We start from the raw sequence: 13,416 nt of genomic DNA on the forward strand, positions 1-13,416 counted from the left end.
CCGGGCCGACCGTGCGTGTCAGCTGCTGCCCGGCGTACGTCGCGCCGCTGCCGCCGCCCGCACAGCGTCAGCTGCCGCGGTCACCATGGTGGCAGTCCCGGCGCCGAGAATGGACCCGATGACCACGTCCCCCGGGTAGTGCACACCGGTGTGGACGCGCGAGTGAGCCACGGCACCCGCAAGCAACCCGATCGGCACCGCCAGCTGGGGCAGGTCACGACCGACGGCGTAGGCGAACGCGAACGCCGAGGCGGCGTGGCCGGACGGGAAGGAGGTGGAGGTCGGCATCCGCACGTAGCGACCGGCGGAGGCACGGTGCTCTTCGCGTTCCGGGCGCCGTCGCCGTGCCAGGGGCTTGATGCCGAGGTTGACGGTCGCCGACGTGGCCCCGATCGCCACCACCCCGTCGAGTGCGGCTCGCCGGCCCCTGCTGCCACCGAGCCTGGCCAGGCCGGCGGCGATGCAGAACCAGAGCCGCGAGCGATCGGCCGCCGTCGAAATTCGGCGGAAGACCCGGTCGAGGGTCGGGCTGGGCGTGTCCGCGACTGCTCGGTACACCGCGCGGTCCATCACCGCGAGCTCGCGCAGGACCTCAACCCACGCGCCCGCGGCAGGTCCCGGGTCGTCGACCACCGGCTCGTCGCCGCCGGTTCCCTCGGTCACGACAGCGAACCTACTACACGGCGGATCGCAGAGCCGGGCTCACAAGTCTGCTGGGGTGGTCGTGCCCCCACTGCAGTCCCCGGTCACATCCCGCATGCTCAAGCCAAGCGTCGATGCGCGCTCAAGGCCACACCCTTGGTCGGCCTGCAGGACGTGATCCACCTAAGGCGCCGCGTAGACCCTGACCGGGGAGGGCATGTCCAAGACGACGGTCTCCCGGCGCCTCTCCAGCTCGGCCTCGGTCAGTTCGACTGAGAGGTTCCCCCAATTCATCGAGGTGAACGATGTCGAGCCGGGAGGACGAGTGCGCAGCGAACGAAGCGGTGACCCAGCCGTACTGGCTGCCTTGTCCGCCATCTGTTCAGGGCCACCGCGCCGCAGCCGCGGCGCTGCGTGACCAAGCTGATCGACTGCTCGCTGCACTCTGATCGGTTGAGGGCGTTGCGCCGACGATCTAGCGCACGACGGCATGAGGCGGCCTCGCCGCACACGCGATACGGGCTACGTCCGACTCGAGTCCGTCGAGCGAGTCGATGCGAGCCAGGCCGCGACCTGCGTTCGGGAGGTGAAGCCGAGCTTGGCGAGGATGTGGTCGACATGGGTCTCCGCCGTTCGCACGGAGATCGTCAGCCTCTCGGCGATCTCCCGGTTGCTCATCCCCTCGCCGATCAGCGCCGCGATCTCCGTCTCGCGGCGCGTCAGGCCCGCAGGTGTGTCTTGTACTCGCCGCGCTGCGATGCTCTCGACAGAACCTCCGTCTCCGAGCGCGTCGTCGACCACGCGACCCATCTCCAATCGGCGGCCCTGCGCGCGGGCGGACTCGAACGCCTCGGCACCGAGCTTCTGGCGGAGGGCCGCGACACACTTCTCGTGGTGGGTCGCCATGTCGAACCACGGCGGCGCGCGTAGCCACTCCCACAGCTGCTCGACCGCACCGACCAGTCGCGCGGCGCTCTCATCGCGTCCGTCGGCTGCTCGAGCCCAGGCGATCACCTCCAGGCAGAGCGTGATGCCGGTCCGGTCGTCGTACTCACGCATGATGCGTAGGACGCTGCGCATTGTCTGGTCGGCCTCGGACCGGTCGCCCCGCCGCCAGGCGACCATGCCGAGCGACCACTGGGCCCACGCCTGCTGCCAGGGGTCGTCCCTGTCGACCCACATTCTCAGATACTCACCGCCCAGCTTCGCCGCATGATCGTGATCGCCGAGCATCGACGTCGCGAAGATGAGGAAGAACATCGTGTCGGCGACTCCCACCATGTGCCCGTCCGCCCGATGCCCGGCCAACGCATCCCCGAGGTCGGCGGCGGCGGTCGCGGCATCGCCACGGAACAGTGCCGCCATCCCGTCGACCTGGGTCACGAACCTCAAGGAGACATGGTCATGCGCCTCCTCGGCTTCCCTTCGGCCGAGCTTGCGGAGCGTGTCGGCAGCCGCCAGATCGCCTTGCATCAGCGCGAAGTAGGCGTCGACCCACAACGCCCGAGCACGTGCCGCCTTCGAAGCGATCGGCAGGCTCAGGGCGCGGTCGAGCCAGTAGCGCGCCTCGGCGTAGGCGCCCATCCCGATCCAGTGCAGCCACAGGGTGCCTGCCATGCGCAGGGCGACGTCGGCAGCATCGGGTGCGAGCATGCCCAGCGCGTTCTCGAGGCTCGCTCGCAGGTTGGACTGCTCATCACGGAGCAGCGCGAGCCAGTTGCTCGGCAGCCTGTCGAAGCGCAGATCCTCGTGCTCGAGCACCATCCGCGCGTAGCGGCCAAGGTGGCGTCGAGCCAGCCACGGCGCCTCCCCCGACGAGTCCAGCTTCTCCCGTCCGTACTCTCGGATCGTGTCCAGCATCCGGTAGCGAGCCGTCGCAGCACTGGCCTCGGCGTCGACCATGACGATCGACTTGTCCACAAGGGCCGCCAACAGCTCCAACGCCACCCCACCTCCCGGCGCAGGATCCCAACAGACATCCTCGACGGCGGACAGATCGAACTCCGGAGCAAAGATCGTCAAGCGCTGCCACAGCTGCTGTTCCCCAGGCGTGCACAGGGCGAAGCTCCAGTCGATGAGGTTCCGCAGGGTCTGCTGGCGGGGCTCGGCTCCGGTTGGTCCGCTGGACAGCAGTCGGTAGCGGTCCGCCAGCTGCTCCGCGATCTGGTCGATGGACAGCACCCGCAACCGCGCGGCCGCCAGCTCGATGGCGAGCGGAATCCCCTCGAGCCGCCGGCAGGTCTCCAGGACCGAGCGCCGGTTGGCGTCGGTGACCCGGAACCCGGGCACCACCGCCTCGGCGCGGGCCACGAAAAGCTCGACGGCGTCCGCCACCGCGCCGACGTCGCCGGCGTCCGTTCTCCGTGCACCCGACCGCGCCGCCTCCTGACTCATGGGGACGGACAGGGGCGGCACTGGGAACAGGTGCTCGCCGGCGACGTTCAGCGGCTGTCGGCTGGTCGCCAGGATCTTGACCCCGGGACATGAGCGCAGCAGCTCGCGGGCGAGACTGGCGCACCCACCGATGACCTGTTCGCAGTTGTCCAACGCGATCAGACCTGACCGGGTGCTCATGAAGTCCAGCACGGAGGCCAGGCGATCGCCACCGGACTGCTCCGGCACGCCGAGGGCGGTCGCCACGGCCGCCGGCACCAGATCCGGGTCGTCGACCGGCGCCAGCTCGACGAACCACACCCCATCGGCGAAGGCACGGCTGGACTCACGCACGACCCGGAGCGCCAGCCTCGTCTTGCCGACGCCGCCGAGGCCGGTCAGGGTCACCAACCGGGCATGCCCCAGCAGTCGCCTGACCTCAGCGGTCTCCCGCCTCCGGCCGACGAAGCTGGTCACATCGGCCGGCAGGTCGCCGGTCCGACGCGTGGACGTAGGCATTCCCATACACCCGCCACGCTAGCCCAGCAGGCGCTCAAGGTCCCCCACCAAATCGCGGGCTCATCCGCCCCACATCACACCGGCTGAGAGTTGAGGGCGGCCTGTGCGACAGGGGTCGGGTCCCCTGCGCCGAGCACTGGTCGGACATCATCGGCCCGTCGGCTACTCACCGGGGCTCAGCGTGGCGCTCGGACAGCATCACCGGCCATCCCCGACGACATCCCGAGCTGACGGGAGCGCACCGACACCGTCCCCACGCCAGTTGACGAACGCTTCAGCCCACTACTCCAGGACGAGGGGCAGCATGCTGAGATCGCGCGCGAGTGCCTTGAAGCGCTCGACGCCGAGACCGGCTGCGATGGCGTCCTCGACCGCGCGCTCCTCCGCGAGGAGACGGTCGGCGATCTCCTTCCCGCGCGGGGAGAGCGCCAGCACGACCCGACGCTTGTCGGCCGCATCGATGCGCCGCACGACCATGCCGCGCTCGACGAGCTTGTCGACGTGCCGGGTGACCGATGCGCTGGGGAGCACCGCGCCCTTGGCGATGGCACCGGCACCCAGGCCTGGCTGCTCGTGGAGGAGGGCCATGATCCGCCAGTGCTCGGCGGAGAGGTCGGCGGCCTCGAGCAGGGGCTGAAGACGCTGCCGGACCTTGCTCTCGCAAGACCGGAGCAGGACCACCAGGCTGCCCACGTGCGGGGAAGCCGCTACGGACGCTTTGGCCACGAGACCCCCTGGCTGCTGAGACCGCCGGCCAGCGTGCCGCTCGGTGGACCTATCCTAGGGGCGACCGCAAGAGCTTCACCGCCAGACTCTCGCCTCCCCCGCGGGTCTTGAGCATCTTCGGAGGCGACGTGCACCCAGACACACTCCGGGTCGCACTCGTGGTCCCCCAGCAGGGCCCGACCGGCATCTACGGTCCCTCCTGCCTGGCCTGCGCCGAGCTCGCCGTCGAGCAGCTCAACGCGCGCGACGGCATCGCTGGGCGGCTCGTCGAGCTCGTGCACGTGGACGGCGGTCAGGACCCCGCAGCGGTGGCGGCAGAGGTGGCCAGTCTGGTCGACGCCGGACGGGTCGAGGCTGTTGCAGGGTGGCACATCTCCGCGGTGCGGCAGGCCATCACTGCCAGGGTCGGGGGCCGCGTCGTCTACGTGTACGCCGCGATGCACGAGGGTCGCGACGACACCCCCGGCCTGTTCCTGCTGGGCGAGCGCCCGGTCAACCAGCTGCTCCCGGCCGCCCGCTGGATGCGCGAGCACCTCGGGGTCGGTCGCTGGGCGGTGGTCGGGAACGACTACGTGTTCCCGCGGGTGACCGCCGCTGCGGCACGCCAGGCGCTGGCCGATGGCCCTTCCTCGATCGTGAGCGAGACCTTCGTCCCGCTGGGCACCACGGACTTCGGAAAGGTGCTCGCAGACCTGCGCCGTCCCGGCATCGACGGCGTGATCATGCTGCTGATGGGCCAGGACGCGGTGCACTTCAACCGCCAGTTCGCGCGTGCCGACCTGAGCGCGGCCCTGCCGCGGCTGAGCCCGGCCGTCGAGGAGAACACGCTGCTCGGTGCCGGTGCGGGGGCCAACGAGGGGCTCTTCGCCGCCGCCGCGTACTTCGACGGCATGGGGACGGTCGAAGGCAGCGAGCTCGAACGCACCTACTACGCGCGGTTCGGGGAGTTCGCTCCGGCGCTGAACGCTGTCGGCGAGTCCTGCTACGAGGCCATCCACTTCCTCGCCCGGCTCGGGAAGGTCTGCGGCCGCATCGATGTCGACTCGGCCGAGGCGATGCGGACCGGCCACCTCTACGAGAGTCCGCGCGGGCTCATGCGGCTCGACGGCAACCTGGTGAACCAAGACGTGTATCTCGCTGCCGCGGACGGTCTGGGGTTCGCCGTCCAGGAGAGGATCGCCCGGACGAGCTGACCAGCGGGCATCAGCACGCCTCACGCACCGCGCTCCACGCGTCGTTCGGCACTCCCCGGTGTGCGTCACCGGCCAGGCACCTCCACAGGGTGCCTCCGCGCTCCAGGTCGAGCCGCCCCTGCGGACAGACATCCTCGGGCAGGTCGAAGCCCAGGGCCACCACGGAGCCGAGCACGCGGTTCCCACCGAGGATGCCGGGCCGGTGCGCGGTCTCGTCCAGCACCATCTCCTCCACCAGGAGGTCCACGCCGTCGGCGTCCCGGACGGCCCAGGTCTGCGACAGCAAGCCGGGCCGTTCCTGGTGCCGGCCGAGGACGAGCGTCTCCCGGACCGCCAGGCGAGCGCCCACCCCGAGCCGCACATCTGTGCGTCGCGACACTTGTGCTCCGGCCGCGACGACGAACGGCTCCCCCGCCCAGACGAGAGTCGATCGCTCTCCCACGTCAAGCGCGACATCCCAAGCCGCCTGCCCACCACGCATGTCGTAGGCGACGGTGCCGGCCGGCTCGACGAGCTCGAGGTGGACGTCGGGGCCGAGGGTGATCTCGAGCCGGATCGCGTCGCCGGCGAGGAGCAGCGCGCCGTCGGGCATCAGGCAGACCCGTGCGTACCCGTCGCCGCTGGCGATGATCACCGGCCTCAGACACGGTCTCCGCGGGTCGCCGCTCGTCTCCGAGCGAACCCGCGGACGGCCCGCCGCGGCCTCCACCGTGAGCCGGGTGCGGCGGGCCGTGGTGCCCTCAGGCAGCAGAGTGGTCATGGTCCCCGTGGTGGTCGTGTGCATGGAACGCGTCGCCATGTGAGTGGGGCGCCATCGGACCGGGATCCTGCGGCACCAGCCGTCCGGCTCGATGGACCTCGAGCTGGTCGAGCACCCAGGTGCGAAGAGCGTCGACCGAGTCCCGATCGTCCCGCGACAGCGCGAGCACCGGGCGCCCGTCTCGGGCGGCCTCGGCGTCCGCGACCATCCGGTCGCGATCGACGCCCACGTAGGGCGCGAGGTCGGTCTTGTTCACGATCAGCAGGTCGGCGCGCTCGATGCCGGGTCCTCCCTTCCGCGCCACGTCTCCTCCACCCGCGACATCGATCAGGAAGATCTGCACATCGACCAGTGCAGGCGAGAACGTCGCGGTGAGGTTGTCCCCCCCGGACTCGATCAGCACCAGGTCAGGTCCGAACTCGGCCTCGAGCTCCTCGGTCGTCATCAGGTTGGCCGTGATGTCGTCGCGAATCGCCGTGTGCGGGCAGGCGCCGGTCTCCACCGCGCGGATCCGTGCGGGCTCGATCACGCCCGCGGCACGAAGGAATCGAGCATCCTCATCGGTGTAGATGTCGTTGGTGATCACGGCCAGGGAGAGCCGGTCGGCGAGCTCGCGGCAGAGCAGCGCGATCAGCGAGCTCTTGCCGGTGCCGACGGGTCCGCACACCCCGAGCCGAAGCCCGCGCGAAGCGGGAGTGGTGAGATCAGGCACTGAACAACCTCCTGGTGCTGTGTGCGTGGGCCTCGGCCCACAGCTCGGTCTGGGGAGCGGCGCTCGCGGGGATCTGGCCGGGGTCGGTCAGGTGGGCGACGTCCTCGGCGATGCCGGCCACGAGCGGCAAGGCATCGTGCACCCAGCCGGTGACGTCGGCCGGGTCGAGGGGCAGCAGCTTGAGCGCGGCCGACGCGACGGTCTGCACGTCGTCGTACCCGATCAACCGGGCCAGCGCGGGCGCGTCGAGGCCGACCGCGACAGCGGCGGCGGCCACGGCAACCAGTCGGGGTACGTCGGACAGGGCGCGCGCTTGGGCGACAGGCTCGGAGTCCGGCCACAACCGGCCGCTGAGCCGGAGCACCGCGCGGGCTTGGGTCCGGGAGGCCTTCCGCAACGCCGCGCTCGGCACCCTCGCCGCCCAGGCGCTGAGCACAGGCTCCAACGGCAGGCCATGCGCCAGGTGGTGCCTCGCGACCACCGCGGTGCCGGCCTCGACCCGGACCGTGGTTCTCAAGCGCCCCGCGATGTAGAGCGGCACCTCGGCAGCGGTGAGACCAGCCTGCGTGCCGCCCTCCAAGGTCGCGGACTGCGTGTGCCCGGCCACGGGCAACCGGGCATCGCCCAGCAGCATCATCAGCAGGTCGGCGGTGGCGGCAGTCATGGAGCTCAGAACAGCGAGTAGAGCTGGGCCAGAGGAAGCTCGGTGGCGGGGTTCGGCTCGATCGGTTCGCCGTCGACCTCGATCGCGAAGGTCTCCGGGTCGACCTTGATCACCGGCAGCGCTGTGTTGTTGACCATGTCGGCCTTGCCGATGTCCCGGGTCGGCTTCAGTCCGACCAGGCGCCGGTGCAGCCCCAGTCGGTCGGCCAGGCCGTCCTCGAGCGCCGCGGGCGCGACGAAGGTCACCGCGTGGTCAGAGCCGTCCTCGATCAAGGTCGGGCGCATCAGCACCGGCTGCGGAGTCGGGATGGACGCGTTCGGGTCGCCGAGTGCGGCGAAGACGAGGGCACCACCCTTGATCACCACCGAGGGTCGGACCGCGAAGAACCGCGGGTCCCACAACACCAGGTCGGCGAGCTTGCCGGGCTCGACGGAGCCGACCTCGTGGTCGATCCCATGTGCGATCGCCGGGTTGATCGTGTACTTCGCGACGTACCGACGGGCACGCTCGTTGTCAGCCGGGCCGGTTCCGAGCGGACCTCTCTGGGCCTTCATCACGTGCGCGACCTGCCAGGTGCGGGTGATCACCTCGCCGATCCGGCCCATCGCCTGGGCGTCGGAGGAGGTGATCGACATCGCGCCGAGATCGTGGAGCACGTCCTCGGCGGCGATCGTCGTCGCGCGGATGCGGGACTCGGCGAACGCGAGATCCTCGGGGACTCGGGGATTGAGGTGGTGGCAGACCATCAGCATGTCGAGGTGCTCGGCCACGGTGTTGACCGTGTGCGGCAGCGTCGGATTGGTCGAGCCGGGGATCACGTGCGGCTCACCGGCGACACGGACGATGTCCGGCGCGTGGCCGCCGCCAGCACCCTCGGCGTGGAAGGCGTGGATCGAGCGGCCGCCGATGGCGCGCAACGTGGACTCCAGATAGCCGGCCTCGTTGAGGCTGTCGGAGTGCAGCGCGACCTGGAGACCGAACTCGTCGGCCGCCCTCAGGGCCGCGTCGATGGCCGCCGGTGTCGAGCCCCAGTCTTCGTGGACCTTGTAGGCCGCGGCGCCGGCGAGCGCTTGCTCCGCGAGGCCGGCGCTGGACACGGTGTTGCCCTTGCCCATCAGCAGGATGTTCACGGGCAGTGGGTCCAGCGCGCGGTGGATGGTGCGCAGGTGCCAGGCACCAGGCGTCACGGTCGTCGCCTTGGAACCCTCGGACGGCCCGGTTCCACCGCCGCCCAGAGTGGTCAGCCCTGTCGCGAGGGCCTCGTGGACTTGGGATCGCGACAGGAAGTGGACGTGCACGTCGATGCCGCCGGCGGTGAGGATCTTGCCCTCCCCCGAGATCACGTCGGTCGACGGACCGATGACGAGATCAGGGTGGACCCCATCGGCGATGTCCGGGTTCCCGGCACGACCGAGTGCGACGATCCGGCCGTCACGCAGGCCGACATCGGCCTTCACGATGCCCCAATGGTCGAGCACCAGCGCGTTGGTGATGACCGTGTCGAGGGCTCCGTCAGCCCGGGTGACGCCCGACTGCGCCATCGACTCGCGGATCGACTTCCCGCCGCCGAAGACGGCCTCCTCGCCGCCGAAGGTCAGGTCCTGCTCCACCTGGATCCACAAGTCGGTGTCGCCGAGGCGCACCTCGTCACCGGTGGTCGGTCCATAGAGCGCGGCGTACTCAGCCCTGCTGATCTCAACCATGGCGCACCCGGATCCCCGGGACCAGACGCGCTCCGCGCAACGCGACGGCGCCGACCTCGCGGGACGCGCCCGGCTCGAAGCGGCGGCTCGTGCCGGAAGGGATGTCGAGTCGGAACCCGTGCGCTGCGGCTCGGTCGAAGGACAGCGCCTCGTTCACGTCCGGGAGGTGGATGTGGGAGCCGATCTGGACCGGGCGGTCGCCGGTGTTCACGATCACCAGGGTGATCCGCTCCTCCGGGCCCCGGTCTGCGTTGAGGACGACGGTGCCGGGCGCGCACCGGACTTCGCCGGGTCCGGTCGGAAGATGAGCCACGGGAGTCTCCTCAGGCGATGGGCTGGTGGATGGTGACGAGCTTGCGGCCGTCGGGGAAGGTGGCCTCGACCTGGACCTCGGTCAGCATCGCGGCGACGTCGGGCATGACCTGGTCGCGGCTGAGCACCTCGCGGCCCAGGTCCATCAGCTCCGCCACGGCCACCCCGTCGCGAGCGCGCTCGATCACCCAGGTGCTGAGCAGGGCGACTGCTTCGGGATGGTTCAGTCTCACCCCGCGGGCGAGTCGGTCCCGCGCGACCATGCCGGCCACGGCGAGCAGCAGCTTCTCGGTGTCGGCAGGAGAGAGATGCACGTCGTCCCTCTCAGACGGCCATCGCGTCGCAGACAGTGTCGACGGCGCTGGCGCCGCCGTCGCCGCTGGCGGTGACCCGGCCCGATTCGAGCAGGTAGTAGCGGTCCGTGGTGCGAAGCGCGAACCCGACGTGCTGCTCGACCAGCAGCACCGACAGGTCGCCGCGCTGGGTCAGCTCGGTGATGATGCGTTCGATCTCAGCGACGACATTGGGCTGGATGCCTTCGGTCGGCTCGTCGAGGATCAGCATCCGTGGCTTCGTCAGCAGCGTCCGGGCGATGGCGAGCTGCTGGCGCTGACCGCCCGAGAGCAGCCCTGCCCGTCGCGCGAGCAGCTCACGCAGGGCCGGGAAGATGTCGAGCATCTCGTCGATCTCCGATCTGGCCGTGGAGACCAGCTGGAGGTTCTCCATCGTGGTCATCTGCGGGAAGCAGAGCTGGCCCTGCGGCACGTAGCCGATCCCGCCGCGGATCCGGCGGTTGGTCGGCACCTTGGTCACGTCCTCGCCGTCGAGCAGCACCTTCCCGCTACGCACGGGAATCAGCCCGACCGCGACGCGCAGCAGCGTCGTCTTGCCGGCCCCGTTGTGTCCCATCAGGGCGGCGCCACGGCCGGCCGGCACGGTGAGACTCACGTCGTGCAGGACCATGCTGCGCCCGTATCCGGCGGTGACGTTCACCAGCTCGAGCATCGACTCACTCATGCGTTGCCCCTTCCGGACGGCGGCCGAGGTAGACCTCCTGGACCTGTGCGTTGCGCTGGATCTCCGCGACGGATCCTTCGGCCAGCACCTTGCCGGCGTGCAGCACGGTGACGATGTCGGCGTAGTTGCGCACGAAGTCCATGTCGTGCTCGATCACGATGATCGTGCGTGTCGGTGCGATCCGGCGCAACAGCGAGCCGGTCTCCTCGCGCTCGTCGTGGCTCATCCCGGCGACGGTCTCGTCGAGGAACATGACCTTGGCGTCCTGGACCAGGAGCATGCCGATCTCGAGCCACTGCTTCTGACCGTGCGCGAGGATGCCGGCGGGCCGGTCCGCGAGGTGCGCCAGCCCGACGGTCTCCATCGCCTCCTGGACGTACTCGGGGACACCGCGTCGCGCCCGCAGCATGCTCCAGGACCGGCGGTGCACCCCTCCGGCGATGTCGAGGTTCTGCAGCACGGTGAGCTCCTCGAACACGGTGGCCGTCTGGAAGGTCCGACCGACGCCGGCTCGGGAGATCTGGTGGGACTTGAGCGAGAGCAGGTCCTTGTTCCCGTAGCGCGCGTAGCCGGTCCCCTTGACCAGGCCGGTCAGGGCGTCCACCAGGGTGGTCTTGCCGGCACCGTTGGGCCCGATGAGGAAGTGGATGCGCCCTTGGAGGAAGGTCACGTCCACGTTGTCATTGGCCTTGAAGCCGTCGAAGTCGACGGTGAGCCCTTGGACCTCGAGGTAGTCCTGACCGGTCATGACGCCACCCCCTTGCCGGGGGCTCGCTTGGTGGTCGCCACACGCGCGACCCTTGTGGGAAGAGACGCGACGCCGTCGGGCAGCAGCAGCGTGACGACGATGAACATCAGCGCCAGGATGTAGATCCACCCGTCCTCCATGCGCTCGGAGAGCGTCGACCTGCCGTAGCCCAGCAGCAGTGCCCCGAGGGCGGGTCCGAACAGCGACCCGCGGCCGCCGAAGGCGACCCCGGCGATCATGAAGATCGACGCCGCGGCTCCGATCTCCTTCGGCGAGATGATGCCGGCGATCGGCACGAACAAGGCGCCGCCGATGCTCGCCATCAGGGCGGCGACAACGTACGCCGCGAGCTTGACGTTGGCGGGGTCGTAGCCCAGGAATCGAACCCGCTCCTCGGCGTCCCGGGTCGCCACCAGGAGCTCGCCGTAGCGGCTGCGGTAGAGCTGCCAGACGACGAGAAGGCACAGGACGAGCAGCCCCGCGACGATGCTGAAGATCATCCGCTTGTTGACCGGGTCGGTGAGGTCGTAGCCGAAGAAGTACTTGAAGTCGCTCAGACCCGTGTCGCCACCGGTCAGCTTGATGGTGCCGCCGATGAGGTAGGCCAGGGCGACGGCGAGCGCCTGGGACAGGATCGCGAAGTAGGCGCCCTTCACCCGTCGCTTGAAGATCGCGTAGCCGAGGATGCCCGCGACGACCACGGGCCCCACGACGATCGACCCGATCGTGAAGGCTCCGCTGCGGAACGGCACCCAGAAGCCCGGCAGGGGCGCGAGCGGGTCGTAGAGGATCATGAAGACCGGGATCGAGCCGGGTCCCGCCGACTCCAGGGTGAGATGCATCGCCATCGCGTAGGCACCGAGGGCGAAGAAGACGCCTTGACCCATGACCAGCATTCCGCCGCGACCCCAGGCCAGGCCGATCCCGACGGCCACGATGGCCCAGCAGCAGTACTTGCCGAGGTTGTTGAGCCGGAAGTCGGACAGCACCGCCGGCGCGACGAGCAGCAGCAGCACGGCGAACACGCCGATGCCGAGCAGAGACCCCCAGGAGCGGAGGAAGCCGGCGACAGAGCGCGGCAGGGCCCTGCGCGCCGGCTTCGGGGCGGCCTTCGTCGGCGCGGCCTCCTCGACCTCGGCGGCGCTCATGCCAGACCTCGCGTTCGAACGGTGAACAGACCCTGCGGCTTGACCTGCAGGAAGATCACGACGAGGGCGAACGTGATGACCTGGGCGAGGCTGCCGGTCGTCCAGTCCGCCAGGTACGCCGTGACGACGCCGACCGGCCATGCTGCGATGACAACTCCTCGCAGTTGGCCCAGTCCGCCGGCGACGACGACCAGGAAGGCCAAGATGATGTACCGGGTGCCCAGCTGGGAGTTGGTGCCCCCGATCAGCGACGCAGCGACACCGCCCATCCCTGCCAGGCCGGAGCCCACGAAGAAGGTGATGCGGTCCACGGAGCGGGTCGAGACACCGAGCGTCTCGGCCAGGGCGCGGTTCTGCACGGTGGCACGGATGCTCCGGCCGAACGAGGTGTACTTCAGGAGCGCTCCCAGCCCGGCCAGGCAGCTCACCGCCAGCACGATGGTGAACACCTGCCGCAGCGGCCAGGCATAGCCCAGGACGTGGAGCTGGCCGTCCAGCAGGCTCGGCTTCTCGACCGGCACCCCGCTGGGGTAGAGCTGGAGGAACACCTGCTGGAGGGCGAGGCTGACACCGACGGTCGCCAGCAGGGTGTCGAGCGGCCTGTCGTACATCCATCGGATGAGGGTGAGCTCCAGGATCAGACCGAGGGCGCCGGCGAAGACGAAGGCGACCGGTAGTGCGACCAGGATCGAGACATTGGTGTCGGCCACCACCTGTTGCGTCCAGTACGCGCAGACGGCACCGGCCAGCAGGAACTCGCCGTGGGCCATGTTGATGACGCCCATCTGTCCGAAGGTGAGGGCGAGCCCGAGCGCTGCGATGAGCAGCAGCGCGCCGTCGGCGGTGCCGTTGAGCAGCGGCGCGATCAAGGTGTCCATGCAGGACCTCTCGGCAGGAGT

14 protein-coding genes are annotated in these 13,416 nt (G+C 69.9%); 1 reads left to right on the forward strand and 13 read right to left on the reverse strand.

Annotation, left to right across the window (positions count from 1 at the left end; all coding sequences use genetic code 11):
• Nucleotides 1-18: 18 nt before the first annotated feature.
• From ACYQ1K_RS14970 to ACYQ1K_RS14980, 3 genes are all read right to left on the reverse strand, one after another.
• Nucleotides 19-663 (reverse strand): phosphatase PAP2 family protein, encoded by a 645-nt coding sequence (locus ACYQ1K_RS14970; protein WP_459983907.1) that lies wholly within the window; start codon nt 661-663, stop codon nt 19-21.
• 501 nt (nt 664-1,164) lie between these two features.
• Entirely contained in the window at nt 1,165-3,534 is a 2,370-nt protein-coding gene (locus ACYQ1K_RS14975) for an ATP-binding protein (RefSeq protein ID WP_459983908.1), read from the reverse strand.
• Between the two features lie 282 nt (nt 3,535-3,816).
• Nucleotides 3,817-4,260, reverse strand: a complete 444-nt coding sequence (locus tag ACYQ1K_RS14980; protein WP_459983909.1) for a MarR family winged helix-turn-helix transcriptional regulator — start codon at nt 4,258-4,260, stop codon at nt 3,817-3,819.
• Between the two features lie 107 nt (nt 4,261-4,367).
• Between ACYQ1K_RS14980 and ACYQ1K_RS14985 the strand changes: the two genes are divergently transcribed.
• Complete coding sequence (locus ACYQ1K_RS14985) at nt 4,368-5,453, forward strand: substrate-binding domain-containing protein (protein WP_459983910.1); 1,086 nt, start codon at nt 4,368-4,370, stop codon at nt 5,451-5,453.
• A 10-nt stretch (nt 5,454-5,463) separates the two neighbouring features.
• Here the strand turns inward: ACYQ1K_RS14985 and ACYQ1K_RS14990 are convergent, their stop codons facing one another.
• From ACYQ1K_RS14990 to urtB, 10 genes are read right to left on the reverse strand one after another with little or no spacing between them, the layout of a single operon-like run.
• Entirely contained in the window at nt 5,464-6,213 is a 750-nt protein-coding gene (locus tag ACYQ1K_RS14990; RefSeq protein WP_459983911.1) for an urease accessory protein UreD, read from the reverse strand.
• Nucleotides 6,194-6,925 (reverse strand): urease accessory protein UreG, encoded by a 732-nt coding sequence (gene ureG / locus ACYQ1K_RS14995; RefSeq protein ID WP_459983912.1) that lies wholly within the window; start codon nt 6,923-6,925, stop codon nt 6,194-6,196. Before ureG ends, ACYQ1K_RS14990 begins: the two co-directional genes overlap by 20 nt.
• On the reverse strand, nt 6,918-7,589 hold the full coding sequence (locus ACYQ1K_RS15000) for an urease accessory UreF family protein (RefSeq protein WP_459983913.1): 672 nt from the start codon (nt 7,587-7,589) through the stop codon (nt 6,918-6,920). Before ACYQ1K_RS15000 ends, ureG begins: the two co-directional genes overlap by 8 nt.
• Before the next feature lie 5 nt (nt 7,590-7,594).
• The gene (locus tag ACYQ1K_RS15005) at nt 7,595-9,292 is read right to left on the reverse strand and encodes an urease subunit alpha (RefSeq protein WP_459983914.1); all 1,698 of its coding nucleotides are present in this window, start codon (nt 9,290-9,292) and stop codon (nt 7,595-7,597) included.
• A complete protein-coding gene (gene ureB, locus ACYQ1K_RS15010) occupies nt 9,285-9,605 on the reverse strand; it encodes an urease subunit beta (RefSeq protein WP_459983915.1) in 321 nt (106 codons plus the stop codon). Before ureB ends, ACYQ1K_RS15005 begins: the two co-directional genes overlap by 8 nt.
• A gap of 10 nt (nt 9,606-9,615) precedes the next feature.
• Nucleotides 9,616-9,918: an urease subunit gamma gene (locus tag ACYQ1K_RS15015; RefSeq protein ID WP_459983916.1), complete on the reverse strand. Its 303-nt coding sequence runs from the start codon at nt 9,916-9,918 to the stop codon at nt 9,616-9,618.
• Nucleotides 9,919-9,928: 10 nt separating this feature from the next.
• Nucleotides 9,929-10,621 (reverse strand): ATP-binding cassette domain-containing protein, encoded by a 693-nt coding sequence (locus tag ACYQ1K_RS15020; protein ID WP_459983917.1) that lies wholly within the window; start codon nt 10,619-10,621, stop codon nt 9,929-9,931.
• On the reverse strand, nt 10,614-11,369 hold the full coding sequence (urtD, locus tag ACYQ1K_RS15025; protein WP_459983918.1) for an urea ABC transporter ATP-binding protein UrtD: 756 nt from the start codon (nt 11,367-11,369) through the stop codon (nt 10,614-10,616). Before urtD ends, ACYQ1K_RS15020 begins: the two co-directional genes overlap by 8 nt.
• Nucleotides 11,366-12,517, reverse strand: a complete 1,152-nt coding sequence (urtC, locus tag ACYQ1K_RS15030; RefSeq protein ID WP_459983919.1) for an urea ABC transporter permease subunit UrtC — start codon at nt 12,515-12,517, stop codon at nt 11,366-11,368. The genes urtD and urtC overlap by 4 nt, the downstream gene beginning before the upstream one ends.
• Nucleotides 12,514-13,395, reverse strand: coding sequence for an urea ABC transporter permease subunit UrtB (urtB, locus tag ACYQ1K_RS15035; RefSeq protein WP_459983920.1), 882 nt, complete (start codon nt 13,393-13,395; stop codon nt 12,514-12,516). The genes urtC and urtB overlap by 4 nt, the downstream gene beginning before the upstream one ends.
• Between the last annotated feature and the right edge of the window lie 21 nt (nt 13,396-13,416).

This window comes from Nocardioides sp. AN3 (genome assembly GCF_054653495.1).